20 protein-coding genes are annotated in these 20,016 nt (G+C 38.7%); 15 read left to right on the top strand and 5 right to left on the bottom strand.

The features are described from left to right. Window positions 1-7: 7 nt before the first annotated feature. Window positions 8-1,669 carry a malolactic enzyme gene (locus A5883_RS12915; RefSeq protein WP_276525021.1) on the bottom strand — a complete coding sequence of 554 codons (1,662 nt, stop codon included), beginning with the start codon at window positions 1,667-1,669 and terminating at the stop codon, window positions 8-10. A gap of 116 nt (window positions 1,670-1,785) precedes the next feature. Between A5883_RS12915 and A5883_RS12910 the strand changes: the two genes are divergently transcribed. Beyond that, entirely contained in the window at window positions 1,786-2,682 is an 897-nt protein-coding gene (locus A5883_RS12910) for a LysR family transcriptional regulator (protein WP_086338796.1), read from the top strand. 271 nt (window positions 2,683-2,953) lie between these two features. Continuing rightward, the gene (locus A5883_RS12905; RefSeq protein WP_086338795.1) at window positions 2,954-3,157 is read left to right on the top strand and encodes a hypothetical protein; all 204 of its coding nucleotides are present in this window, start codon (window positions 2,954-2,956) and stop codon (window positions 3,155-3,157) included. Window positions 3,158-3,542: 385 nt separating this feature from the next. Here the strand turns inward: A5883_RS12905 and A5883_RS12900 are convergent, their stop codons facing one another. Beyond that, the gene (locus A5883_RS12900) at window positions 3,543-3,872 is read right to left on the bottom strand and encodes a hypothetical protein (protein ID WP_010748124.1); all 330 of its coding nucleotides are present in this window, start codon (window positions 3,870-3,872) and stop codon (window positions 3,543-3,545) included. A gap of 1,361 nt (window positions 3,873-5,233) precedes the next feature. Further along, window positions 5,234-5,362: a hypothetical protein gene (locus A5883_RS19540; RefSeq protein WP_016608541.1), complete on the bottom strand. Its 129-nt coding sequence runs from the start codon at window positions 5,360-5,362 to the stop codon at window positions 5,234-5,236. Between the two features lie 36 nt (window positions 5,363-5,398). On the opposite strand from A5883_RS19540, the gene A5883_RS12895 reads away from it, so the two are divergent. The 12 genes from A5883_RS12895 (at window position 5,399) to A5883_RS12835 (ending at window position 15,830) form a co-directional block, all read left to right on the top strand. Beyond that, the gene (locus A5883_RS12895; RefSeq protein ID WP_270288130.1) at window positions 5,399-5,794 is read left to right on the top strand and encodes a PTS lactose/cellobiose transporter subunit IIA; all 396 of its coding nucleotides are present in this window, start codon (window positions 5,399-5,401) and stop codon (window positions 5,792-5,794) included. After that, a complete protein-coding gene (locus tag A5883_RS12890; protein ID WP_005233157.1) occupies window positions 5,791-6,102 on the top strand; it encodes a PTS sugar transporter subunit IIB in 312 nt (103 codons plus the stop codon). Before A5883_RS12895 ends, A5883_RS12890 begins: the two co-directional genes overlap by 4 nt. Beyond that, window positions 6,099-7,391, top strand: a complete 1,293-nt coding sequence (locus A5883_RS12885; RefSeq protein ID WP_016608539.1) for a PTS sugar transporter subunit IIC — start codon at window positions 6,099-6,101, stop codon at window positions 7,389-7,391. Before A5883_RS12890 ends, A5883_RS12885 begins: the two co-directional genes overlap by 4 nt. Before the next feature lie 63 nt (window positions 7,392-7,454). Continuing rightward, the gene (locus A5883_RS12880; protein ID WP_086338794.1) at window positions 7,455-8,924 is read left to right on the top strand and encodes a glycoside hydrolase family 1 protein; all 1,470 of its coding nucleotides are present in this window, start codon (window positions 7,455-7,457) and stop codon (window positions 8,922-8,924) included. Window positions 8,925-9,234: 310 nt separating this feature from the next. Further along, a complete protein-coding gene (locus A5883_RS12875) occupies window positions 9,235-9,687 on the top strand; it encodes a MarR family winged helix-turn-helix transcriptional regulator (RefSeq protein ID WP_016608537.1) in 453 nt (150 codons plus the stop codon). A 13-nt stretch (window positions 9,688-9,700) separates the two neighbouring features. After that, entirely contained in the window at window positions 9,701-10,219 is a 519-nt protein-coding gene (locus A5883_RS12870) for a GNAT family N-acetyltransferase (protein ID WP_034858711.1), read from the top strand. 97 nt (window positions 10,220-10,316) lie between these two features. Continuing rightward, entirely contained in the window at window positions 10,317-11,015 is a 699-nt protein-coding gene (locus A5883_RS12865) for a B3/B4 domain-containing protein (protein WP_016608535.1), read from the top strand. Window positions 11,016-11,271: 256 nt separating this feature from the next. After that, window positions 11,272-13,833, top strand: coding sequence for a cation-translocating P-type ATPase (locus tag A5883_RS12860; RefSeq protein ID WP_086338793.1), 2,562 nt, complete (start codon window positions 11,272-11,274; stop codon window positions 13,831-13,833). 310 nt (window positions 13,834-14,143) lie between these two features. After that, window positions 14,144-14,635, top strand: coding sequence for a helix-turn-helix domain-containing protein (locus A5883_RS12855; RefSeq protein ID WP_016608533.1), 492 nt, complete (start codon window positions 14,144-14,146; stop codon window positions 14,633-14,635). A gap of 113 nt (window positions 14,636-14,748) precedes the next feature. Continuing rightward, on the top strand, window positions 14,749-14,955 hold the full coding sequence (locus A5883_RS12850) for a hypothetical protein (protein ID WP_005230526.1): 207 nt from the start codon (window positions 14,749-14,751) through the stop codon (window positions 14,953-14,955). 175 nt (window positions 14,956-15,130) lie between these two features. After that, window positions 15,131-15,424 carry a hypothetical protein gene (locus A5883_RS12840; protein ID WP_086338792.1) on the top strand — a complete coding sequence of 98 codons (294 nt, stop codon included), beginning with the start codon at window positions 15,131-15,133 and terminating at the stop codon, window positions 15,422-15,424. A 13-nt stretch (window positions 15,425-15,437) separates the two neighbouring features. Further along, window positions 15,438-15,830 (top strand): hypothetical protein, encoded by a 393-nt coding sequence (locus A5883_RS12835; protein WP_086338791.1) that lies wholly within the window; start codon window positions 15,438-15,440, stop codon window positions 15,828-15,830. Window positions 15,831-15,991: 161 nt separating this feature from the next. Here A5883_RS12835 and A5883_RS12830 read toward each other — a convergent pair whose 3' ends face one another. Beyond that, window positions 15,992-16,318 (bottom strand): YbjQ family protein, encoded by a 327-nt coding sequence (locus tag A5883_RS12830; RefSeq protein ID WP_086338790.1) that lies wholly within the window; start codon window positions 16,316-16,318, stop codon window positions 15,992-15,994. A 15-nt stretch (window positions 16,319-16,333) separates the two neighbouring features. Next, complete coding sequence (locus A5883_RS12825) at window positions 16,334-17,065, bottom strand: MerR family transcriptional regulator (RefSeq protein ID WP_086338789.1); 732 nt, start codon at window positions 17,063-17,065, stop codon at window positions 16,334-16,336. A gap of 1,104 nt (window positions 17,066-18,169) precedes the next feature. Here A5883_RS12825 and A5883_RS19535 point away from each other — a divergent pair. Beyond that, the coding region (locus tag A5883_RS19535; RefSeq protein WP_254907864.1) for a bacterial Ig-like domain-containing protein at window positions 18,170-20,016 on the top strand (1,847 nt) is incomplete at its 3' end.

The raw sequence follows: 20,016 nt of genomic DNA, 5'->3' as shown, positions 1-20,016 counted from the left end.
GACCTTCCTAGTATGTTGGATACCATTTAAGATTTTGGACAGCTTTTGCCATATCGGTTTCTTGCGCTTGGGCTAACCCTTGTTCTTTGGCTTTGTTGGCAACTGCTTCAGCCACTTTGATAGAAACGTCCGCAACGTATTCAAATGGTGGAAGAACTGGTGCACCAGGTTGGCTCAAATCAACCAAACCACTTAATGAGTGAGCAGCGGCACCAATCATTTCGTCGGTCAAGAGAGAGGCTTCTGAAGCCAACATACCTAATCCTAGACCAGGATAGATCAAGGCGTTGTTTGCTTGACCGATTTGGTAGTCGACCCCTTTGTATTGGATCGTTCCTGAAGGGACACCGGTTGCTACAAAGGCTTTTCCATCAGACCATTCGATTACTTGTTCAGCCGTTGCTTCTAATTTTTTGGTTGGATTCGAGATAGGGAAAATCACTGGACGAGCAGTGTTTTCACACATCGCTTCCACAACTTCTTTGGTAAAGGCACCCGCATTGGTTGAAGTACCGACCAAAATCGTTGGTTTTGCGACTTTAATGACATTGATCAATTGCGTCATATCGCCAGCATTGGCAAAGTCAGCTCGTTTTTTGGCAAATGGTTTTTGTGCAGGAGTCAAATCGGACATATCATCGAACAAAAGCCCTTGTTTGTCAACCATAAAGAAATGATTGTAGGCTTCTTCTTCTGAAAGACCTTCGCTGACCATTTCCGCATGGACACGGCTGGCAATCCCGGCACCAGCGGAACCACCGCCATAACATAAGTAGACTTGATCCGTTAATTTTTCACCTGTAATATCCAGTGCACCGAAGATACCGCCCAGCACAACGATTCCCGTTCCTTGGATGTCATCGTTAAAAGTTGGAATTGTTTGTTTGTATTTGTCCAAAATCGTTGCAGCATTTGAACGGCCAAAGTCTTCCCAATGCAAGTAAAGTTTAGGGAACAATGATTCTGCCGTTTGAACAAATTGATCGATGAATTGGTAGTAGGCATCACCGTAGACACGTTCTTGACGATTGCCTAGATACAAATGATCCTCTAACAATTCTTTACGGTTGGTACCGGCATCGATCACGATTGGTAAAACAGAAGCAGGGTCGATCCCAGCAGCAGCTGTATAAATCATCAATTTACCGACAGAAATATCGACACCTTGGACACCCCAGTCACCAATCCCAAGAATCCCTTCAGCGTCAGTGGCTACGATCAAGCGAATGTCCCGATCGCCAGCGGCATTTTTCAACGTTTCTTCGATATTCTCTGGATGATTGATATCTAAGTACGCTGCATATTGAGGATCCACAAATAGGCGGCTGTAATTTTCAATGGTGTCAGCAATCGTTGGATCATAGACGATCGGATTGAATTCAACGATATGTTGGTTGAACAAATAGTAGAACAATGTCCGATTGGTATTAAAGATCTCCATTAAAAAGTGACGTTTTTCAATGTCGGATTCTTTGGTGACATATTGTAAATAGGCTTGTTCTGCTTGTTCTTCGATCGTTTGTACGTGAGGGGGCAATAAACCGATCAACCCTAGTTCTTTTCGTTCTTCTTGCGTAAACGCGGTTCCTTTGTTTAAAAATGGGTTATTTAAAATGTCATGTGCTTTCATTATGTTCCTCCAATGGATATATTTTGAGTACTCGTTCATTTCCATTAGCTACTTTAATCCTCGGACAGAATTATAGTCAACTATCGGTGGTATAATAAAAATTATTTATAACAAAACCGCTGCTAGTTTAAACCGGTTAAGGGAGGAATCAGACGATGAATATACGAGATTTAGAATACTTTAACGCTTTGGCAGATATGCTTTCTTTTACGCAAGTGGCGCATAAATTTGCGGTCAGTCAACCAACCGTCAGCTACGCTGTCAAACGCTTGGAAGAGCATTATGGCTGTGATTTGATCGCTCGAGAAGCCTCTCATCGCTCCATTTCATTGACCACGGAGGGGGAAATTTTGAAGGCTCATGCACAGTATATCTTAGATGAATTTGTGACCTTGGACCGAGCCATCGACCATGCTAAAAACAATCGGACCCACATCGGTTTGCCGCCAATCATTCGTTCCAAAGTCTTTTCGAAACTCTTAGATGAAAAAGAGATCATCCGCTTTATTTCGAAGTTTCACTTAGTATCTGGGGGATCCAATGAATTGCTTTCAAAACTATTATCAGGAAAAATCGATTTTAGCTTGCTGGGCAGCGTCAATCCCCTCGTCCACCCGAATCTACAGGTGAAGTTGCTGCATCAGCAAGAGTTTTTTATCTTTGTGTCAAAAGAAAACCCATTGGCAGGAAAAAAGGAAATCTCGTTTGAAGAAGCTGCCGAATATCCCTTTATCTTACTGGAGAAAGGCTATACCCATATGCGCGCCTTTCAGAATTTAAGTGAGAAATCAAAGAAGAAGCCAGAAGTCCCCTTTTATTTTTCAGACGTCCAGACGATTGGTCAGCTGGTCAGTTCCAATATCGGCATTACCTTGATGACGGAATTTCCCGTGTTTCAAGAAATGGAAGGCTTAATGAAAATACCGCTAGTCCCTGAAGATAAGGAAATTTTTTATATTCAATATGCCTATCTAAAGAGTGCGTTGTTGAATCAAGAGGTCCAAAAGTTGATTAGGATCTTGGATGAGCTGTCTTGGGAGGAGGAAGGGTGAGGAATGGGGATTTCTGGCGGTAAGGTCAGAGAAAAATGGTGTCGGCATGTGTTCTTGAGGTAAGAAAAATCTTTCAAAGTAGATAAAACGAGTGAATGGTTCCTTTAAACGATGAAACGAGAAAAATCTTCATTTATTTTAGCCCTTTTTATCGCATGAAAAACGCTAAAAACCTTGATAAATATCGGTTTTTAGCGTGGATTTTTGGTATAATAGTAGGACAGTAAAGTTTGTGACGGTGGCGCTTTTTTTGAAAGTGAGGTGGTGCATTATGAATGTACTATCGAAATCTGAAGAAAGGAGCAGTCTTTTGCAAGGTGTAGATATAATCGGCATTTTGTTAGCAATAGCGCCTGTTTTATTAGCCTTTATTGGTTTAATCGAAGCATGTGTGAAACTAGCAGATACGATTATAAACACTCGTTCTTCTAAGCGTAAAAGCAAGAAGAAACGAAAAAAGAGTGCAAAAAAATAACCGTCCTCTTTGGCCAGGCGACGATTATTTTTTAACAATTAATTAAAACTGGCCACCGTTTTAAACGGTGCTGTAGGGGAGTTGTTGACGCAACTCCTCTTTACATAGTAATTATAGCAAGATTTCGGTAAGATATCAAACATTGACGCTACAGACGTGCCTTGCACGTCTTATTTTTTGCCCTCCTAAGTCGTGGAGGGCAAAAAAGATCGCTTTTCTTTCTTAAAAAAGGTCTAAGTACCACCATTGTTCCGAAATTTAACCATCCATTTTCTCGGTATTCTTAATCCATCAGGTACTTGAAATACCTTTCATGCGCATGAAGAAACTGAGTGAACAATGGAAAATGCTGAGACATGAAATAGAGTTACTGTTAAATAATGAATTATATTTTGTCTATCTGAATTTTGTTTTTTGAAATTTCCAAAAAATAATTATCAATATAAACCTTGATTTTCTCAAAGTTTCTCTCTAAAAATAAAATTGTAGGTACCTTAATAACAGGTAGATTACGTTCATTAATGAATGCGCCAAAGGAATCTGGGATAACAAGTATATCGACAGTATCTTTATCTTCTGGGTAATTTGCTGTTACATTATAATAATTAGAAAAATAAGCTAATAAATCATCTATATTACGTTTAGCGTGGGTAGCAAATATTGTAGTCGTTCCTATACCAGAATTGGAAGTTAGCATAAAACATATTTTCGTCATAGTTTAATCTCCTTTTTTTATAGTATAACGCTAAATTTAAATTAACGAAAGAGATTTCAATATCATGAGGATGAATCAATTTACACAGTGAGATAAAAACGGATATTGCTTCTTTAGGTAAATACTAAGTGTCATGAAAATAGTGTTTGAAGCAAAATTAATACGTTTTTCAATAATAAAAATGATGTATACAATTAAAATAAAACGTTTTATTAGAACGACCTGTTAAACATTAAATTATTTATAACCAATGAATTAAGTTGACAAAAGGTAGTCTAAGACCTTCTCAAAATCGATAGAGGTGAGAACGTATGTGTTAAAAAAAGAGGAAATGAAGAACATCCCCAATATCGACTGCAGCAGTGACTGATACCTCAGAAAAAACAGTCATAAATTATAAAGAATTGCTAAGGATTTGAACTGAATCTATAGATTTTTAATACCTAAGTCACGATAAATTCGTATTGTTTTCTATATGAATCACTTGCATAAATGCATTTTATAGCATAATGTGTTAGGTAACGTGCATGAATGTTTGAAGAGATTCTAGAATGACTACTTGGGGAAGTATTTCAGACTCTATCATAAAAATAGTGTCAGTAACAATATCGAGTTTAGTTTCTAACTAAATTCACAACTAAAAAAGGGACTTTACGACAGTTTAGACATGCATATCTAATGTGTGCTAAATGATTGTAATTCCTTTTTTTAGTTTACATAACATAAACTATTCAAATATGTTTTTTCAAAAATTGAAGAAGACAACTTGAGTCTTAGTTTCATCTCCCTGAGGCACGTCTATATCATAAAAATGACAAAAGAAGAAAAAGTATAAATCTTATCGATTATTTTATTGATTTAATATACAAAATTATGATATTCATGCGTATTCATTCATTTATAATTTAGTTCCCCTTGCAAAAGTAAACCGCTTTCTATAAACTAGAAGGCGAATAGAAATCAAAAAAATAGGCACTTCGTATCGGTGTTGGTAGCACCAATACGAAGCCCTGATCAGTCACAATCTTTACACGGATGACCAATCAAGTTGCCATAGTTGATACCCGTAGGCATCAACGTGTTTATTGTACCGAAAAAACGCCTTCATTTCTAGTAGGAGTATGCATTTTTTTCGATAAAAACACAAGAAGCCTAACGCTTATTTAGCTATCTCACAGGCATTGGACAAATCCGTCCAATGCCTTTTTGCTGTGAATCACTACGATTGACTCACGGAGTGAGACAGAGTAGATGATGAACAGTACTAGGCGAGCGCAAGGGAGCGTATTCCTAAAAACTATCGGTTCCACAAAATGGTACCTGCGCAGTACCATTTCCGCTCCCTAAGTCTAAGTATCTAGCTAATACGAGGACAACGACCAGAAGTTGGCAGAAAAATAGGCAGTCATAGTTGATTCTTTAGGCGAAGAACGACGTTGAATGGAGAAAAAGAAATACCATTGCCAATAATGGTCAAAATAAGCGTTCATGGGTCAGCCTTTTATTCTAGATAAAAAAGGAAATTTTTGATTTCTATTCGTAAGTGTGAACAATCTTCTCACAAAAAAGTCAAAACAGCTAAAGGAGAGAATATGGATAACTACGAAGTGAGTTTTACCCTGATTCTACACGCGGGAAATGCAAAATCAGCTGCCATGATGGCGATTGAGGCAGCACGCGAAGGAACCTTTGAAGAAGCACAACGTTTATTAGAAGAAGCCAAAAATGAGCTTCAGCAAGCCCATCAATGTCAAACCGATTTGGTGCAAGCGGAAGCTAGAGGAGAAAAAACGGAATTATCTATTATATTGATACATGCTCAAGATCATTTAGCAATGGCAATGACTGCCACAGAACAAGCAGCAGAATGGCTTTACTTATACCAAAAAATTTCTGAATTGCAAGGAGGAGTTTCATCATGAGAATTATGTTAGCTTGTGCAGCGGGAATGTCCACTAGTATTTTAGTTGCCAAAATGGAGGAAGCCGCAAAAGAACAAGGAAAAGACTACAAAATTTGGGCGATTGATCAAAGTTTGATTGAACGAGAATTAGGTAACTTCGATGTCTTGCTTTTAGGACCACAAGTACAACATACGATGCGTAAAGTGAAAAAGATCGTCAATGATACAGTGCCAGTAGCAGTCATCAAAGCAGTCGACTACGGTCGGGGCAATGGAGCAGCTGTCTTGAAGCATGCGGAAGAGTTGGTAAACGGAGGACAAGGATGAGTGCTTTCGACAAATTCGCTGACGGGGTCAGTATCATTGCAGAAAAAGTAGATGATAACAAATATTTAGGTGTCGTAAAAAATACCTTTACAGTTTTGATGCCCTTCATTATCGTAGGCTCTTTTGCAACATTGGGTAATTCATTGTTAACGAGCGAAACCACAGGGCTGGCACAGTTTTCTGCCCTAAGCTTTTTAGCCGTTATGGAACCAGCCTTTACCGCCATCAACTTTGCGACGATGAATACCATGACATTAGCCGTGATCGTCATTTTGGGGTGGATTTTAGGTGAGCGAAACAATGAGAACGGTATCATGTGTGCGGTGGTCTCCTTGAGTGCCTATGTTTCAGTCGTACCCCAAGGGCTTGAAACGGTCGTTGATGGAGTGGCAGGAATGGCTGCAGGTCTGCCAGTAGATACTTTGAATGCTGGCGGACTGTTCATTGGTATGATTTTGACGATGGTTACCGTAGAATTCTTTTGCAAGCTGAATAAGATCGAGCGTCTGCAAATCAAAATGCCACCGAGTGTTCCTAGCGCCATCAGTAAGTCTTTTAGTGTGCTGATACCAATTTTCATCACGCTGTTTGTCATCGCTATTGCTGGAAGATTGTTTGAATTGGCGTCAGGTCTCTATATCAACGAAGCATTGTACCGCTTCTTGCAAGCCCCGTTGGAAGGGATTTTGCAGCATCCAGCTGGGATTATTGGTTTAGTGATTATTTCCCAAGTTTTTTGGTTAGTCGGAATCCATGGCGGACTCGTTATTTCTCCGATTCGAAACCCAATTTTGATTGCAGCACTAGCCGCCAATATTGCTGCCTTTGAATCAGGACAAACGCCAGATCAAGTCATCACGATGGGCTCTTGGGTAACATTCTTAGTAGCCGGCGGTGCGGGATTGATTCTTTCTCTCAATATCGGATTACTGATGTTTTCGAAAAAAGATGACCTGCGAGCCGTCGCCAAAATTGGCTTAGTTCCTTCTTTATTTGGTATCAGTGAACCCGTTGTGTTCGGTTTGCCGCTAGTATTGAACCCGATTTTTGCGATTCCCTTTGTTCTAGGAAGTGGACTCCCGGCGGCGATGTTATTAGCTGCCAATCAGTTTGGACTAATTGGCTCGAACATTGTGGATGTACCTTTCGGCTTACCGATCATTGTCGGTGCCTTTCTTGGATGGGGAATCAATGGAGTCATTTTACAATTGCTGATTATTGTAGTCGGGGTGTTCATTTATTTACCATTTATTTTCTTGAGCAATCGCCAAAGTGAGTTAGCTGAATAGTAAGAGGATTCTCAAGATGAGTCTGTTTAAGAATACAAGGGAATAGAACGAAGGAGGAGTTTCATGACAAAAAGTTATTTTCCAGAAGGATTTCTATGGGGCGGTGCGATCGCAGCCAATCAAGCAGAAGGGGCATGGGATGTTGACGGCAAAGGCATGTCAGTTGCAGATGTAGCACTATACAAGCCTGACGTTTCTGTAGAAGACTATAAGAAGCAGTGGCATGTCGATGAACAAGCCATTGCTGAAGCGATTGCCGAAAAAGGAACCGGTAATTATGCAAAACGTCGGGGCATTGATTTTTATCACCGATATAAAGAAGATATCGCACTGTTTAAAGAAATGGGCTTTAAGGTACTGCGAGTGTCGATCGCATGGACGCGGATTTTTCCTCGGGGCGACGAAGCAAAACCAAATCAAGTAGGATTAGCATACTATCGAGACCTTTTAACTGAGCTGAAAGAGAATGGTATTGAACCATTAGTGACGCTTTCTCACTATGAAATGCCGCTGCATCTAGTCACCGATTATCAAGGGTGGGTCTCTCGAGAAGTCGTTGATTTCTTTGTCAAATTTTGCAAGGTCGTTTTTGCCGAATACAAAGATCTAGTGACCTATTGGTTGACATTCAATGAGATCGATAGTGTTTTTCGTCATCCGTTTACGACCGTGGGCGTAGTCGAAGAGCGTTATGAAACAAAACAAGCCGCAGAAGCCGCCATCTACCAAGCCTTGCATCATCAATTTGTGGCAAGTTCGTTGGCAACTAAGTATGGGCGTTTATCAAACCCACAAGCAAAAATCGGGGCGATGGTTACCAAGCTCATGACCTATCCAGAAGATTGTCATCCCGAGAATATCGCTTTAGCAGAAAAAGCCAACCGAGAAAATCATCTGTATTCTGATGTACAAGTCTGGGGAGAATATCCGAAATGGCTTTTGCGAGAATGGCAGGAAAAAGGCATTGAAGTGGCGATGGAAAACTGGGATTTGGCAACAATCAAGGAATACACAGTAGATTTTCTTTCCTTCAGTTATTACATGTCCCTAGTAGTTTCAAAAGATGCCGAACAGCGAGAAAAAGTCAGTGGCAACATTGCGACAGGGGTGAAAAATCCCTACTTACCGATGACAGAATGGGGCTGGCAAATTGACCCAGTCGGACTCCGAATCTCATTGCTTTCTCTCTATGATCGCTATCGGATCCCTTTGTTTATTGTAGAAAACGGCGTGGGCGCAGCAGATGAAATCGATGAAAAGGGAGAAATCAATGATCAATATCGCATTGATTATTTCAAAGCCCACTTTGAACAAATCAATTTAGCTCTAAAAGAAGGCGTTGAACTGATGGGTTATACCTCATGGGGCTGCATTGATATCGTCAGTGCCTCGACTTCGCAAATGAGTAAACGCTATGGCTTTATCTATGTTGATGCTGATGATGAAGGAAATGGCACCTACGATCGGAAGAAAAAGAAATCCTTTGATTGGTATAAAAAGGTGATTGCGTCAAATGGGAGTGATTTGGCATAGGGGGTTAAGACGAATTTCGCAGGCTAGGAAACCTTCCTTTCTTTCTCTGTTGGTCTAAGCAATCAGTCTTTATGAATTTGGTTTTGAAATTAGGAGAAATTCGGATAGTATTTCTACTTGGAATGATTGTAAAAGGAGAGTACAGAGAAGTTTTTCTCGGTATTCTCCTGCTTTTTTTGAGAACAGAAACAACAAGCTTATGCCATGCACCCATTTTCTAAGAGTGAGTAAAAAAGTAAATCAAGCCCATTATTGTTGCATATGCAACAATAATGGGCTATTATAGTGCTAGATAGGGAGGGGATAGTTCGTGGAGGATATACTTCGTGAGATAGGTTCGATCAGTAGAATGTTGGAATCAATTGCTAATATTGAATTTAAAGAGCTTCAACTCAGTAAAGGGCAATACATTTACTTAGTTCGTATATTTGAAAATGAAGGAATTATTCCTGAACGATTAGCCGAACGGATCAAAGTTGATCGCACAACTTTGTCACGGGCGGTAAAAAAGTTAGAGGAAAATGGTTTTATCCTAAAAGAGTCAGATAAAGAAAATAAAAAAATCAAACACTTATACACAACTTCCAAAGGAAAACAGGCAGTTCAATTAATCATAAGAGAAAATAACTATTCAAATAAAGTAGCGATTCAACAGTTATCTGCTTTAGAAAGAAAAAATCTTGCGGAAATGCTGGCAAAAATAAAATCTTCGGTAGAAGTTGATTGGGTCAACGTCAAGAATGGGATCAAAAGAGACTATTGAAGGGAGAAGGCAGATGGAAAGCTTACACTTGGTTGAATGCACAGAACGTGACATTGATATTCTGAAACAGGTAAGTATTGAAACGTTTACGGATACATTTAAAGATCAAAATAAAGAAGAAAATTTGATGGACTACATCAATTCAAGCTATACAACAGAAAAGTTAAGGGAAGAGATCACTGAGGATGAAAGCCATTTTTATTTGATAGAAAAATCGGAAGAAACCATTGGCTATTTAAAGCTAAACGTGGGCAATGCTCAAACAGAAAGCATGAAAGAGAACGCTATGGAAGTTGAGCGGATTTACATTCGATCGAAATTCCAAAGAAGCGGATATGGAAAATACCTCATCCAGTTAGCTGAATCTATAGGAAAAAAATGGAACAAATCATACATATGGTTAGGTGTGTGGGAAAAGAACTTCAACGCACGTTCTTTTTACGAGCACATGGGCTTTCACAAAGTAGGGCAACATTCATTCTACATGGGAAAAGAAGCACAGGTAGATGATATTTTGTTAAAAAGGATATAGCGATGATGGCTGCTGAAAAAACAGATATCCTGAAAAATAAAGGACATGAATTTGTTCAAATAAACTAAGTAGGAGTGTAGAGAAAGTGAAGAAAATAATGATCGATCAAGAATTTTGGGCGCTATTTCCAGAAGCCCAAATCAACTGCCTTGTTGTAAAAAATATAAACAATGTTGCCGATGCCGCACAAGAGACGTTTTTTACTAACTTGCTAAAAAGTAGTAAAGAGCAAGCAAAGCGCTACTTAACGACCGACACCTTCAGTGAAAACCAGGTGATCCAAGAATGGCGAAGTGCTTTTCAGCAATTTAAAACGAAAAAAGGGGTACGCTCTTCCATCGAAGCACTGTTGAAACGGGTGAATCAAGAGAGAGAATTTTATCCCATCAATCCCTTAGTAGATATCTATAATAGTATTTCCTTGAAATATGGTGTCCCTTTAGGCGGAGAAGACCTCGATACAATCGTTGGCGACCTTCATTTAGGCGTTGCAAAAGGTGGCGAATCTTTCTTTCCCTTAGGTGCAGATACTGATTCCCCAGCTTTAGAAAATGAAGTCATTTACTATGATGAGAAAGGTGCAATTTGTCGATGCTTGAATTGGCGGGAAGCCCAACGTACGATGCTAACAGAAGAGACCACCCGTGCTGTTTTATTCATCGAGTCGATCAATGAAACGCAACGGGCTCGTGCAAATGAAGCAATCAAAGAGTTAAGTCTGTTGATTCAAGAATATTTTAACGTAACAGGTGATGATTATGTGCTAAGTAAAGAAAGTCCTGAAATCATTTTGTAGAGGCGAGCTTCTTGTCTCTTGGATCAGGCTGTGCACCTACTTTTTCTCGATTTTGCATACGATTCTCTCATTTTGATTGCTCGGTCATCGTGAAAATCTTGACCCAAATACTCGGATGTGCAATAATTAGGTGGAATTTAAATAATGACATTAGATTTGTTCGCCGGAATAAATCTTATTGAAGTCAGAAAAACTAACCTTAGGCTTTTATGGTTAGTTTGTCTGACTTCTTTTTTGTTTTAGGAGGTATAGGCAGATGTTAAAAGAACAATTGAAAGAATACGGAAAGGGCCCTAACCAGTCGGGACTTTCCAGTAAAGAAGCAGAAATGAAGCTAGAAAAATATGGATTTAATTCTATAGAAAGCAAAGATGAGAAGCACTTTTATGACTATTTGAAAGAGTCGATGAAGGATATTACCATCTTGATTTTAATCGTTGCAACGCTCTTATCTTGTTATGTTGCTTTTCAAAACCATCCGGATGATTTTACGGAACCGATAGTCATCTTTTCAATTGTCATTCTTAATCTATATTTGTCGATTCGACAGCAAAAAAATGCGGAAAAATCAATGAGTGAATTAAATAAGATGAGTGTTCCCGTAAGTAAAGTATTCAGAGATGGGGTGTTAAAAGAGATTGAAAGTTTGAACATTGTTCCTGGTGATATTGTTCAGTTGGCGTTAGGGGACCGTATTCCAGCAGATGCTACGCTTTTAACGAGTAGTAATTTCTTTGTTGATGAATCGTTTCTAACTGGTGAAAGTGAACCAAGTGAAAAAGATCCCACCTATATTTCTTCTAGTGAAGATTCTTTAGGGGACAGAAAAGACTTGGTTTTTTCTGGCTCATTGGTCGTCACAGGAAAAGCAAACGTTCGAGTTGAAAAGACAGGAATGAATACGGAAATTGGTAAAATATCGAGCTTATTAAGCAAGGAAGAAACAACCGTAGCACCTCTACAAATAAAAATGCAAAAACTTGGGAAAGTTCTAGGACTAATCGCTATTCTCTCTGGCTTTCTAGCGATTGCTATAGGAATCAGCAAAGGATTGTCTTTAGAGACCAGTATCATGACCGCAATATCCATGGCTGTTGCTGCTATTCCAGAGGTTTTGCCAGTCGTAGTAACAATCTCTCTAGCAGTTGGGATGAGGAATACGGCACTGAAGAAAACCATCGTTAGGACTCCTTCAACAGTGGAAACCGTTGGAGGTGTTTCAATCATCTGCTCAGATAAAACTGGAACGATTACGGAAAATAAGATGACCGTGAAAGAAGTTGCCACGATGAAGGATAAACTGACTTCTTGCTTAGAAATAACAGAAGAGAAGGAAAAAAATCTCTTATTTCTCTTCTATCTTGCTAGTTCGATGGAAGAAAATACAACAGTAACTAGTAATCCAACAGAGTTGGCGATCAGAAAAAAACTGGCATCGATCTTCACTAAAGAGGAACTAGGTAAAATCGCTTCAACCTTTGAACAGATTCATGAAGTTCCCTTTGATTCAAAACGAAAAAGAATGACTGTCTTATATAAAGTAAACAACCAGTATGTTTCTGTCACAAAAGGGGCTTTTGATCGCTTGGATCTCATTGATGCGAACAACCCCACCTACGTGAACAAGCATGATGAGTTGGCCAATCAAGCATACCGTGTTTTGGGCGTTGCTTATAAAAGATACGATGAAAAACCTACACGTCTTACTGAAGAAATTCTTGAAAGTCAGCTAGAGTTTGCAGGATTTGTCGGGATTATCGACCCGGCTCGACCCGAAAGCTATACGGCTGTTTCTATTGCAAAACAAGCAGGGATTCAAACCGTAATGATCACAGGGGATCACTTACTGACAGCAAAGAAAATCGCAGAGGATGTAGGAATTCTCACCGATGGGAAAAAAGCAATGACCGGAGCGGATTTACATGAAATGAGCGATGAAAAATTAGCTCGTGTGATTGATGACTATCGAGTCTTTGCTCGTACTTCCCCAGAAGATAAAATTCGAATCGTAAAAGCATTCCAAAAAAACGATGAGATTGTCGCTATGACTGGCGATGGTGTCAATGATGCACCTGCATTAAAAGCAGCTGATGTAGGGATCGCAATGGGAGGTGGCACAGAAGTAGCAAAGGAAGCCTCTGATATGGTTTTAGTAGACGATAATTTTGCGACGATTGTGCAGGCGGTTGAAGAAGGACGACGGGTATACAGCAATATCAGAAAATCATTATATGCGATGCTTGGTTGCAATATTTCTGCACTGACGATCGTTTTAATTTCCTTGCTCGTTGGGTGGGGAGCACCTGTTACAGCGGTTCAATTGTTAATCATAAAAGTAGTTGCAGATGGAATCCCAGGAATGAGTCTTAGCATTGAACCAGTCGACAAAAAAGCAATGAAGGAAGCCCCTATCACTAAATACACAAGCATTTTTGCGCAAGGATTATTGGTAAAAATTGTAGAAATCTCAATTGTTTTTACAGTCGTCACATTAGGCGCGATTCTAATTGGACGTCTAGAATCGATAGAGGTTTCGCAGACAATGACATTTATTGTATTGGGATTATCAACTATTGTGCACATGTTTAATTGTAGAAGTAAAGAATCTATCCTGAAGCTGCGTTTTTTGAGCAATCCGTTGTTAGTAATGACAACCTTCATAGGTGCATTGATCATTATCTTGTTAGTAACGATTCCATTCACGCAAACCATTTTTGGCTTTGTCTCTCTTCGTGCAGTTGACTGGCTATGGGTAATCGGATTATCCATTTTTCCTTTAGTGTATATTGAAGTGAAAAAATACTTTGGTTTCTTCTAATAAGAATGATAGATAGAAAATCTTCTATTAACAAATTTTCTTGAGAAATGAGGGAGGGCAAAAACTCGGAAATTTTTGCTGCTCCTTTAATTATTTACAGATGCTTATAATTTCTGGCTTGATAGTATTTAGAAGATATCAGAATGCACAGCAACTATTGTTGTAAGGAAGGATTCGGTAGTATGTTTCAGGCAAATCGCCAGAAATAGCCATAAAATCCCCTCTATTCTACTCTCTTTTTCAAGAATTCCTGTTAAATGATAGGTTTTATGTCAAAATGAAGGGTAGAAATGGATGAGGAGTGGTTGGAATGAAAGAAACGATATTAGCAATGAAGCTGAAAGAATATAGAGAAAAAAACAAGCTAACGCAAAGTATGCTCGCAGAATTATTAGAAGTAAGTGACAAGACGATCTCAAAATGGGAGTTAGGTGCTACGTACCCTAGCAAAAAAAATATGATCAAAATAGCCGAAGAATTGGATATCTCATTAGAAACATTACTTTTGGAAGAAACTAAGAAAGACAATGATGATTTAAAAGTAAGTATCAAGTATGGGGTGATTAGTTTTTGCTTGATCTTTTTTGCCACGATGATCATAACTTCGTTCAATCAAGACTTCAGCACGATTATGAATCTTTCTATTCAAGAAAAATTTGGTGTATTGTTAACCACCGCTTTAAAACTATTGAGTATCTCTGTGCCGCCAGCGATTATCATTGGCTCCGTGTTTTATTTTTATATCTTCCCTAAAAATAAAAAAGAGAACGAACCATTTCCTCGATTTCGACGGAAATGGTAGATTAGATTATAGGAATCAAGTCATGGACAGAAAAACAGCATTTTAGATAAAAAAGAGTACTCAGTCTGGCTGGTGTGAAAAGCGCATAAATTTTACAAGAAGGAGAGAGCAGGATGGGACTATTTGGTAAAAAGAAAGAAGTCAGAAATTTAACGAAGGAAGAAGAAGCAGAAATCAAAGAAGAAATGGCACGACAAATGCTTTCAAAAAACGAAAATGATATTGGCATGGTCAAGAAAATCAAAGATCTGACAAACATGAGCACAGGACAAGCGAAAGAGCTATTCCTGAAATTCAGGGATGAGTTAACCGAGAGATAGCGGATAGGTGATCAGCCAACAACAGCCTTTCAAATGCGAGGCAGATTCGCTTCATTGACAGCTTATGCGGTTGAAAAGGATGTTGTAATCTGGTCAGTTAGTTTTATAAAACTCGGTTACGCCGTAGCACTTCTATTACAATCAAGATTTTTTTCTTCTACTGGAGGGCACAACGATGTCGAAAGATTTAAAAAAGGTTTACAGTATTACGGTTATTCAGGTAGTGATTTACGTGATTGCATTCGCCATGGCTTTTCTTAATCGCGGGATCTCACCGAACTGGCCCTTCTACTTGGTCCTAGTAGGAATATTAGTAGGATTTTTTATCCCCCAAAAATATCGCTCCCAATTTTCTTCGACTGCTCCGGGTATTTTTTTAAAGAACCGTACGAGACGTACAGAAAATATAATCGAACTGACCGTCACTTGTTTCGTCATTTTTCTGGTTATTTATTTAAATCTTGTCTAGAGGGGGTGTGACTATGAATACTATCAAAAAGAAGCGGCGGTTAGGATTGGTGGGTCTTTATTTACTTTTGGCTATAGTGTCCTCACTTATACGACAAGTGAAGTACTATGGCATAACGGCGATACTTATGATCATTCTCACTTTCCTCGTACTGGTCATTTTATGGGGGTCTTTGCTTCGTCACAACGTTATTGGTGTCACTTGGACAAGTATGACTTATGAACCAAATCTTCATAAAAGTGAACGGGTGTTTTTGTTTAGCCTCGTTACTTTGGTAGCGCCGGTTCTTAGATTTCATGACTTGACTGTCTATGATTTAATCGTTTCTGTTGTAGCTATATTGCTAGGGATAGTTGGTTTTGTAGTAAATGAGCATCGTTTAAATCGGAAAAAACAAAAGGCTTAGTAGAATTTTTCATTTGACCTCAGAAGTGACCGTTTTTATGCGGTCGCTTTTTTAATGAAATAAATGATCTTTTAAGCGCAATGAAAATAAATCAGATCACGGTGATCCGCACCGTGCTTTCTTTATTTTGAACCGCTTTTTATAGAAACATACAGAATTCTCTAGTCTTCAACAACAACGGCTGTTCCGCTGGCTGTCACCACAATTAACATAATATCTGAATTTACAAATTGATTGTAGCTGATACGCGTATTGACTATGGCGTTTGCCGATAAGCGATGCGCTTGTTCTTTCAATTCCACGAGAGCTAACTTTCTTCCTTTAGAATATTCATCAGAATAGGTAGTAGATTTTCCACCAAATATCCCTTTTATCCCACTTATGGCATCCATTACGATGTTCACGGAAATCACTTGTTCATTAAAAATAGCTCCTTTTACTTCACTGATTTTTTGGTCTGCAATGGTCTCGGTTGTTACTAAATACATAATAGATTCCTTCTTTCACAATTTCATTTCTACAGTAAAAATAGTGGTGTTGTTATAGGCTAATGAGCAATAGACGTTTTCAAAAAATAAGAGTTGATTTTGAGAAATATCTCTGACAGACAGCAGTTTGTCCGTTAAAAAAAGGTCGATATTTTGTTTGATACAATCTTCCGTCTCCACGATAAAACTCATACTTGCATAAGTCCCTTTAGTAAAAGCAAATTCCCCTTCTTCCTTTTTACTTTCAAGACAAGGGATATCTTCATTTTCACGATGAACATAAAAAATTTGATCGAGAGAGGATAGATTCATATTATTGGCTTTTATCAAATCCACCTCGCCATTTTCCACAACTGATTCTGGAAAAGAATGAAAATAACGATCGGACCTCTCGAAGAAACTTATTTCGTTTAACTTGTAGGAATTTTGGGCTTCGATAACGGCGTGTACGGTATTTTTTATAGCCAGCAATTCATCGATCTTTTTTTGGATCGTTTGTTCGGCTTCAGTAAAAAAAGGTGCCATGTTTGATTGGGTCAAAATGGTTTTGATGGAACGAAGCGAGTAACCAATATTTTTAAAAACGAGAATCTGATAGAGTTTGTAGACATTTTCTTCATCAAAGAAAAAATACCCGTTTTCATTCCGTTCCTTTGGTGTGAGCAATTCGATATCAATATAGTGTCGAATGGTGTGTTTCGAAATAGAAAACAATGATGCTAGTTCACTTGTTGTAAGTAATTTCATAAGTAGCCTCCTGAGGATAAGTATATCGTGTCGGGTAACCACACAGTCAATAGCTTATGAAAAAATATGGAATATATCTTCTTCTAAAACACAATTCTCGTACACTGTTATACCAAAATGTCAGTTCTCTAGTGAGAAGCATCCAAAGTCTGCAGTTCTAATATTTTAGTTCCATGAAAAAAATAGAAATTCCTATGCACAAAAAAAAAGGATAATAGAAAAAGTACGTTTATAGTTTTGGATTATATAATTATAAGGATGAGATGGTTAAGATGAAGAAATAATAGATAGTAAGCCTCCCTTGAATTGTAGGTTACGCACTTGTGATATAGACATTATAAATCATAGCATTTAGCAAATAATTTTATGTAATAACCGTTGTTAGGTGCTTTTTTTTAATAAATTAAAATGCCGTAGTTTAATGCTAAGATGCCGTTTGTTAAATCGAAATGAGGAGAAAAAATGAAAAATAAACATATGCACCTTTTTTTAGTTGGATTATTGTTTGGGTCAATTGTAATGAATCCAGTACAAGCATTGACAGATACGCTCGGAATAGCACCCGCTCAGGAACAAGAAGCTGCCAATCTTTTATCGGAACCTTTGAACAGCTTTGAAAAAAGTGAAAATCAGGAACCGTCGCCTGATAACAAAGATGTATTTTCTGAAAGTGAAGCTAATGAAAACCTTTTGGAGAATGAAACGTCAAGCAGTCTAGAAGATGATGCTGCTATGAATGAGGAGCAATCGGATAACAGTAAAGAACTATCTGAAAGCCAGTCATCTGAATCCAATACGAGTGAAAGTATGAAAGATAATGCTGACCAGAATCAAATACATAAAAAAGACTCAAAGATGCTTATGGCTCCAATGGAAGCTTCAGAAACGTTCACTTATGATTTAACAGTCGAATATGATCCTCTTAAGTTTAAATCTTTGGTAATCGATTTACCCATTCCTGAAAAATATATACAGGATGAACTATATTTTCGTCTTCTGTTAGGTGGAGATGACGGAAATTTTTACGAGTACAAATCGGATCAGCAATATTTCATGACAGGTTCATCACATAGCAATCCAGTAATAGGAGTGAACACTTTACAAATGTCATGGAGTAATTTCACTCAAGGTTGGAGCCCTGATGATTATGAATATTTTGGGTTTACTGTGGTTATTCCTTACAAAGATGCTAACGGGAATGACCTATTTACAGCTGCATACAATATCCGTTTTACAAACAGCCACTTAACTATTCAGTATGTAGATGAATCAGGTCATGAAATCTACCCTTCACGTCGAATTGATGATAGTAGAAATCAGCCCTATAACGTTTCAACTAGCGACTATATTCCACAAATTCCAGGATATGAGCTAGACACAAGTAAGTTGCCTTCTAATGCTATTGGAGTATTTCAACGTGGTGAATTTACTGTTACCTATGTTTATCAGAAAGTGCAAATTGATTATACCGATATTTTGATTAAAGATAGTACTATTCATACACAGGACACATGGTCACCGATCGATAACTTTATCGAGGCTTCATCAAAAGAAGGGAAACAGCTAACTTATGAGGAATTTTTGGCAAACGGCGGGATTGTCTCTGGTACAGTAGACACACAGACAGCGGGTACTTATACGGTTCGTTATACTCTCAATAATCTAACCAAGGATGCAACAATAGTTGTTAAGCCTCGGCTGACCGCCATAAATGTCTCTGACTCAACAATCTATGTGGGTGATCCATGGGAAGCAGAGGATAATTTTGAGAGTGCATTAGACAAAGATGGCAACGATGTTGATTTTTCAGCCCTAACGGTCGATGCCAGTAAAGCAGATACGAGTAAAGCCGGCAGTTTTGACGTCACGTATACGTACGATGGTGTAACCAGTACAGCGATTGTTACGGTCAAAGAAAAACAAACTGCGGTGAACGTCCATGATTCAACGATCTACGTGGGGGATAGCTGGGAAGCAGAGGATAACTTCGATAGTGCGTTGGATAAAGATGGTAATCCGATAGATTTCCAAGAACTGACGGTCGATGCTAGTAAAGCAGAAACAAATAAAGCAGGTACTTTTGAAGTCACCTATACGTACGATGGTGTAACGAGTACAGCGATCATTACGGTCAAAGAAAAAATGACAGCCGTCAACGTCCATGATTCCACGATTTATGTGGGTGATTCATGGCAAGCAGAAGATAATTTCGATAGTGCGTTAGATAAAGATGGTAACGACGTTGCACTTTCAGATCTGACGGTCGATGCTAGTAAAGCCGACACAAGTAAAGCAGGGACCTTTGAAGTCAAGTACACGTATGATGGTGTAACGAGTACAGCGATTGTTACAGTCAAAGAAAAAATGACAGCCGTCAATGTCCACGATTCCACGATCTACGTGGGGGATAACTGGGAAGCAGAAGATAATTTCGATAGTGCGTTAGACAAAGATGGCAACGATGTTGATTTTTCAGCTTTAACGGTCGATGCTAGTAAAGCCGACACGAGTAAAGCAGGCAGCTTTAAAGTTACCTATACGTATGATGGTGTAACGAGTACAGCGATTGTCACAGTTAAAGAAAAAATGACAGCCGTCAACGTCCATGATTCTACGATTTATGTGGGAGATAATTGGGAAGCAGAAGATAACTTCGACAGTGCGTTAGATAAAGATGGCAACGATGTTGCACTTTCAGATCTGACGGTCGATGCCAGTAAAGCAGATACGAGTAAAGCAGGCAGCTTTAAAGTCACGTATACGTATGATGGTGAAACGAGTACAGCGACTATCACGGTCAAAGAGAAAATGACAGCCGTTAATGTTCATGATTCTACGATCTACGTGGGAGATAACTGGGAAGCGAAAGATAATTTCGATAGCGCATTAGACAAGGATGGGAATTCAGTAGATTTCCAAGATCTGATTGTCGATGCTAGTCAAGCAGATAC

Source organism: Enterococcus sp. 5B3_DIV0040 (genome assembly GCF_002140755.1).
In the GTDB taxonomy this organism is placed as follows: domain Bacteria; phylum Bacillota; class Bacilli; order Lactobacillales; family Enterococcaceae; genus Enterococcus_D; species Enterococcus_D casseliflavus.
Note: the sequence above shows the minus strand (reverse complement) of the source record. Positions and strands in the feature narration are given on the sequence as shown.

What these genes read in the sequence shown, in the direction of transcription:
- A5883_RS12885 (WP_016608539.1), top strand. Translation starts at nt 6,099, where the DNA reads ATGAGTGCTTTCGACAAATTCGCTGACGGGGTCAGTATCATTGCAGAA.
- A5883_RS12910 (WP_086338796.1), top strand. Translation starts at nt 1,786, where the DNA reads ATGAATATACGAGATTTAGAATACTTTAACGCTTTGGCAGATATGCTT.
- A5883_RS12915 (WP_276525021.1), bottom strand. Translation starts at nt 1,669, where the DNA reads ATGAACGAGTACTCAAAATATATCCATTGGAGGAACATAATGAAAGCA.
- A5883_RS12825 (WP_086338789.1), bottom strand. Translation starts at nt 17,065, where the DNA reads ATGAAATTACTTACAACAAGTGAACTAGCATCATTGTTTTCTATTTCG.
- A5883_RS12890 (WP_005233157.1), top strand. Translation starts at nt 5,791, where the DNA reads ATGAGAATTATGTTAGCTTGTGCAGCGGGAATGTCCACTAGTATTTTA.
- A5883_RS12840 (WP_086338792.1), top strand. Translation starts at nt 15,131, where the DNA reads ATGTCGAAAGATTTAAAAAAGGTTTACAGTATTACGGTTATTCAGGTA.
- A5883_RS12855 (WP_016608533.1), top strand. Translation starts at nt 14,144, where the DNA reads ATGAAAGAAACGATATTAGCAATGAAGCTGAAAGAATATAGAGAAAAA.
- A5883_RS12865 (WP_016608535.1), top strand. Translation starts at nt 10,317, where the DNA reads ATGATCGATCAAGAATTTTGGGCGCTATTTCCAGAAGCCCAAATCAAC.
- A5883_RS12830 (WP_086338790.1), bottom strand. Translation starts at nt 16,318, where the DNA reads ATGTATTTAGTAACAACCGAGACCATTGCAGACCAAAAAATCAGTGAA.
- A5883_RS12900 (WP_010748124.1), bottom strand. Translation starts at nt 3,872, where the DNA reads ATGACGAAAATATGTTTTATGCTAACTTCCAATTCTGGTATAGGAACG.
- A5883_RS12850 (WP_005230526.1), top strand. Translation starts at nt 14,749, where the DNA reads ATGGGACTATTTGGTAAAAAGAAAGAAGTCAGAAATTTAACGAAGGAA.
- A5883_RS12860 (WP_086338793.1), top strand. Translation starts at nt 11,272, where the DNA reads ATGTTAAAAGAACAATTGAAAGAATACGGAAAGGGCCCTAACCAGTCG.
- A5883_RS12835 (WP_086338791.1), top strand. Translation starts at nt 15,438, where the DNA reads ATGAATACTATCAAAAAGAAGCGGCGGTTAGGATTGGTGGGTCTTTAT.
- A5883_RS12870 (WP_034858711.1), top strand. Translation starts at nt 9,701, where the DNA reads ATGGAAAGCTTACACTTGGTTGAATGCACAGAACGTGACATTGATATT.
- A5883_RS12880 (WP_086338794.1), top strand. Translation starts at nt 7,455, where the DNA reads ATGACAAAAAGTTATTTTCCAGAAGGATTTCTATGGGGCGGTGCGATC.
- A5883_RS19540 (WP_016608541.1), bottom strand. Translation starts at nt 5,362, where the DNA reads ATGAACGCTTATTTTGACCATTATTGGCAATGGTATTTCTTTTTCTCC.
- A5883_RS12905 (WP_086338795.1), top strand. Translation starts at nt 2,954, where the DNA reads ATGAATGTACTATCGAAATCTGAAGAAAGGAGCAGTCTTTTGCAAGGT.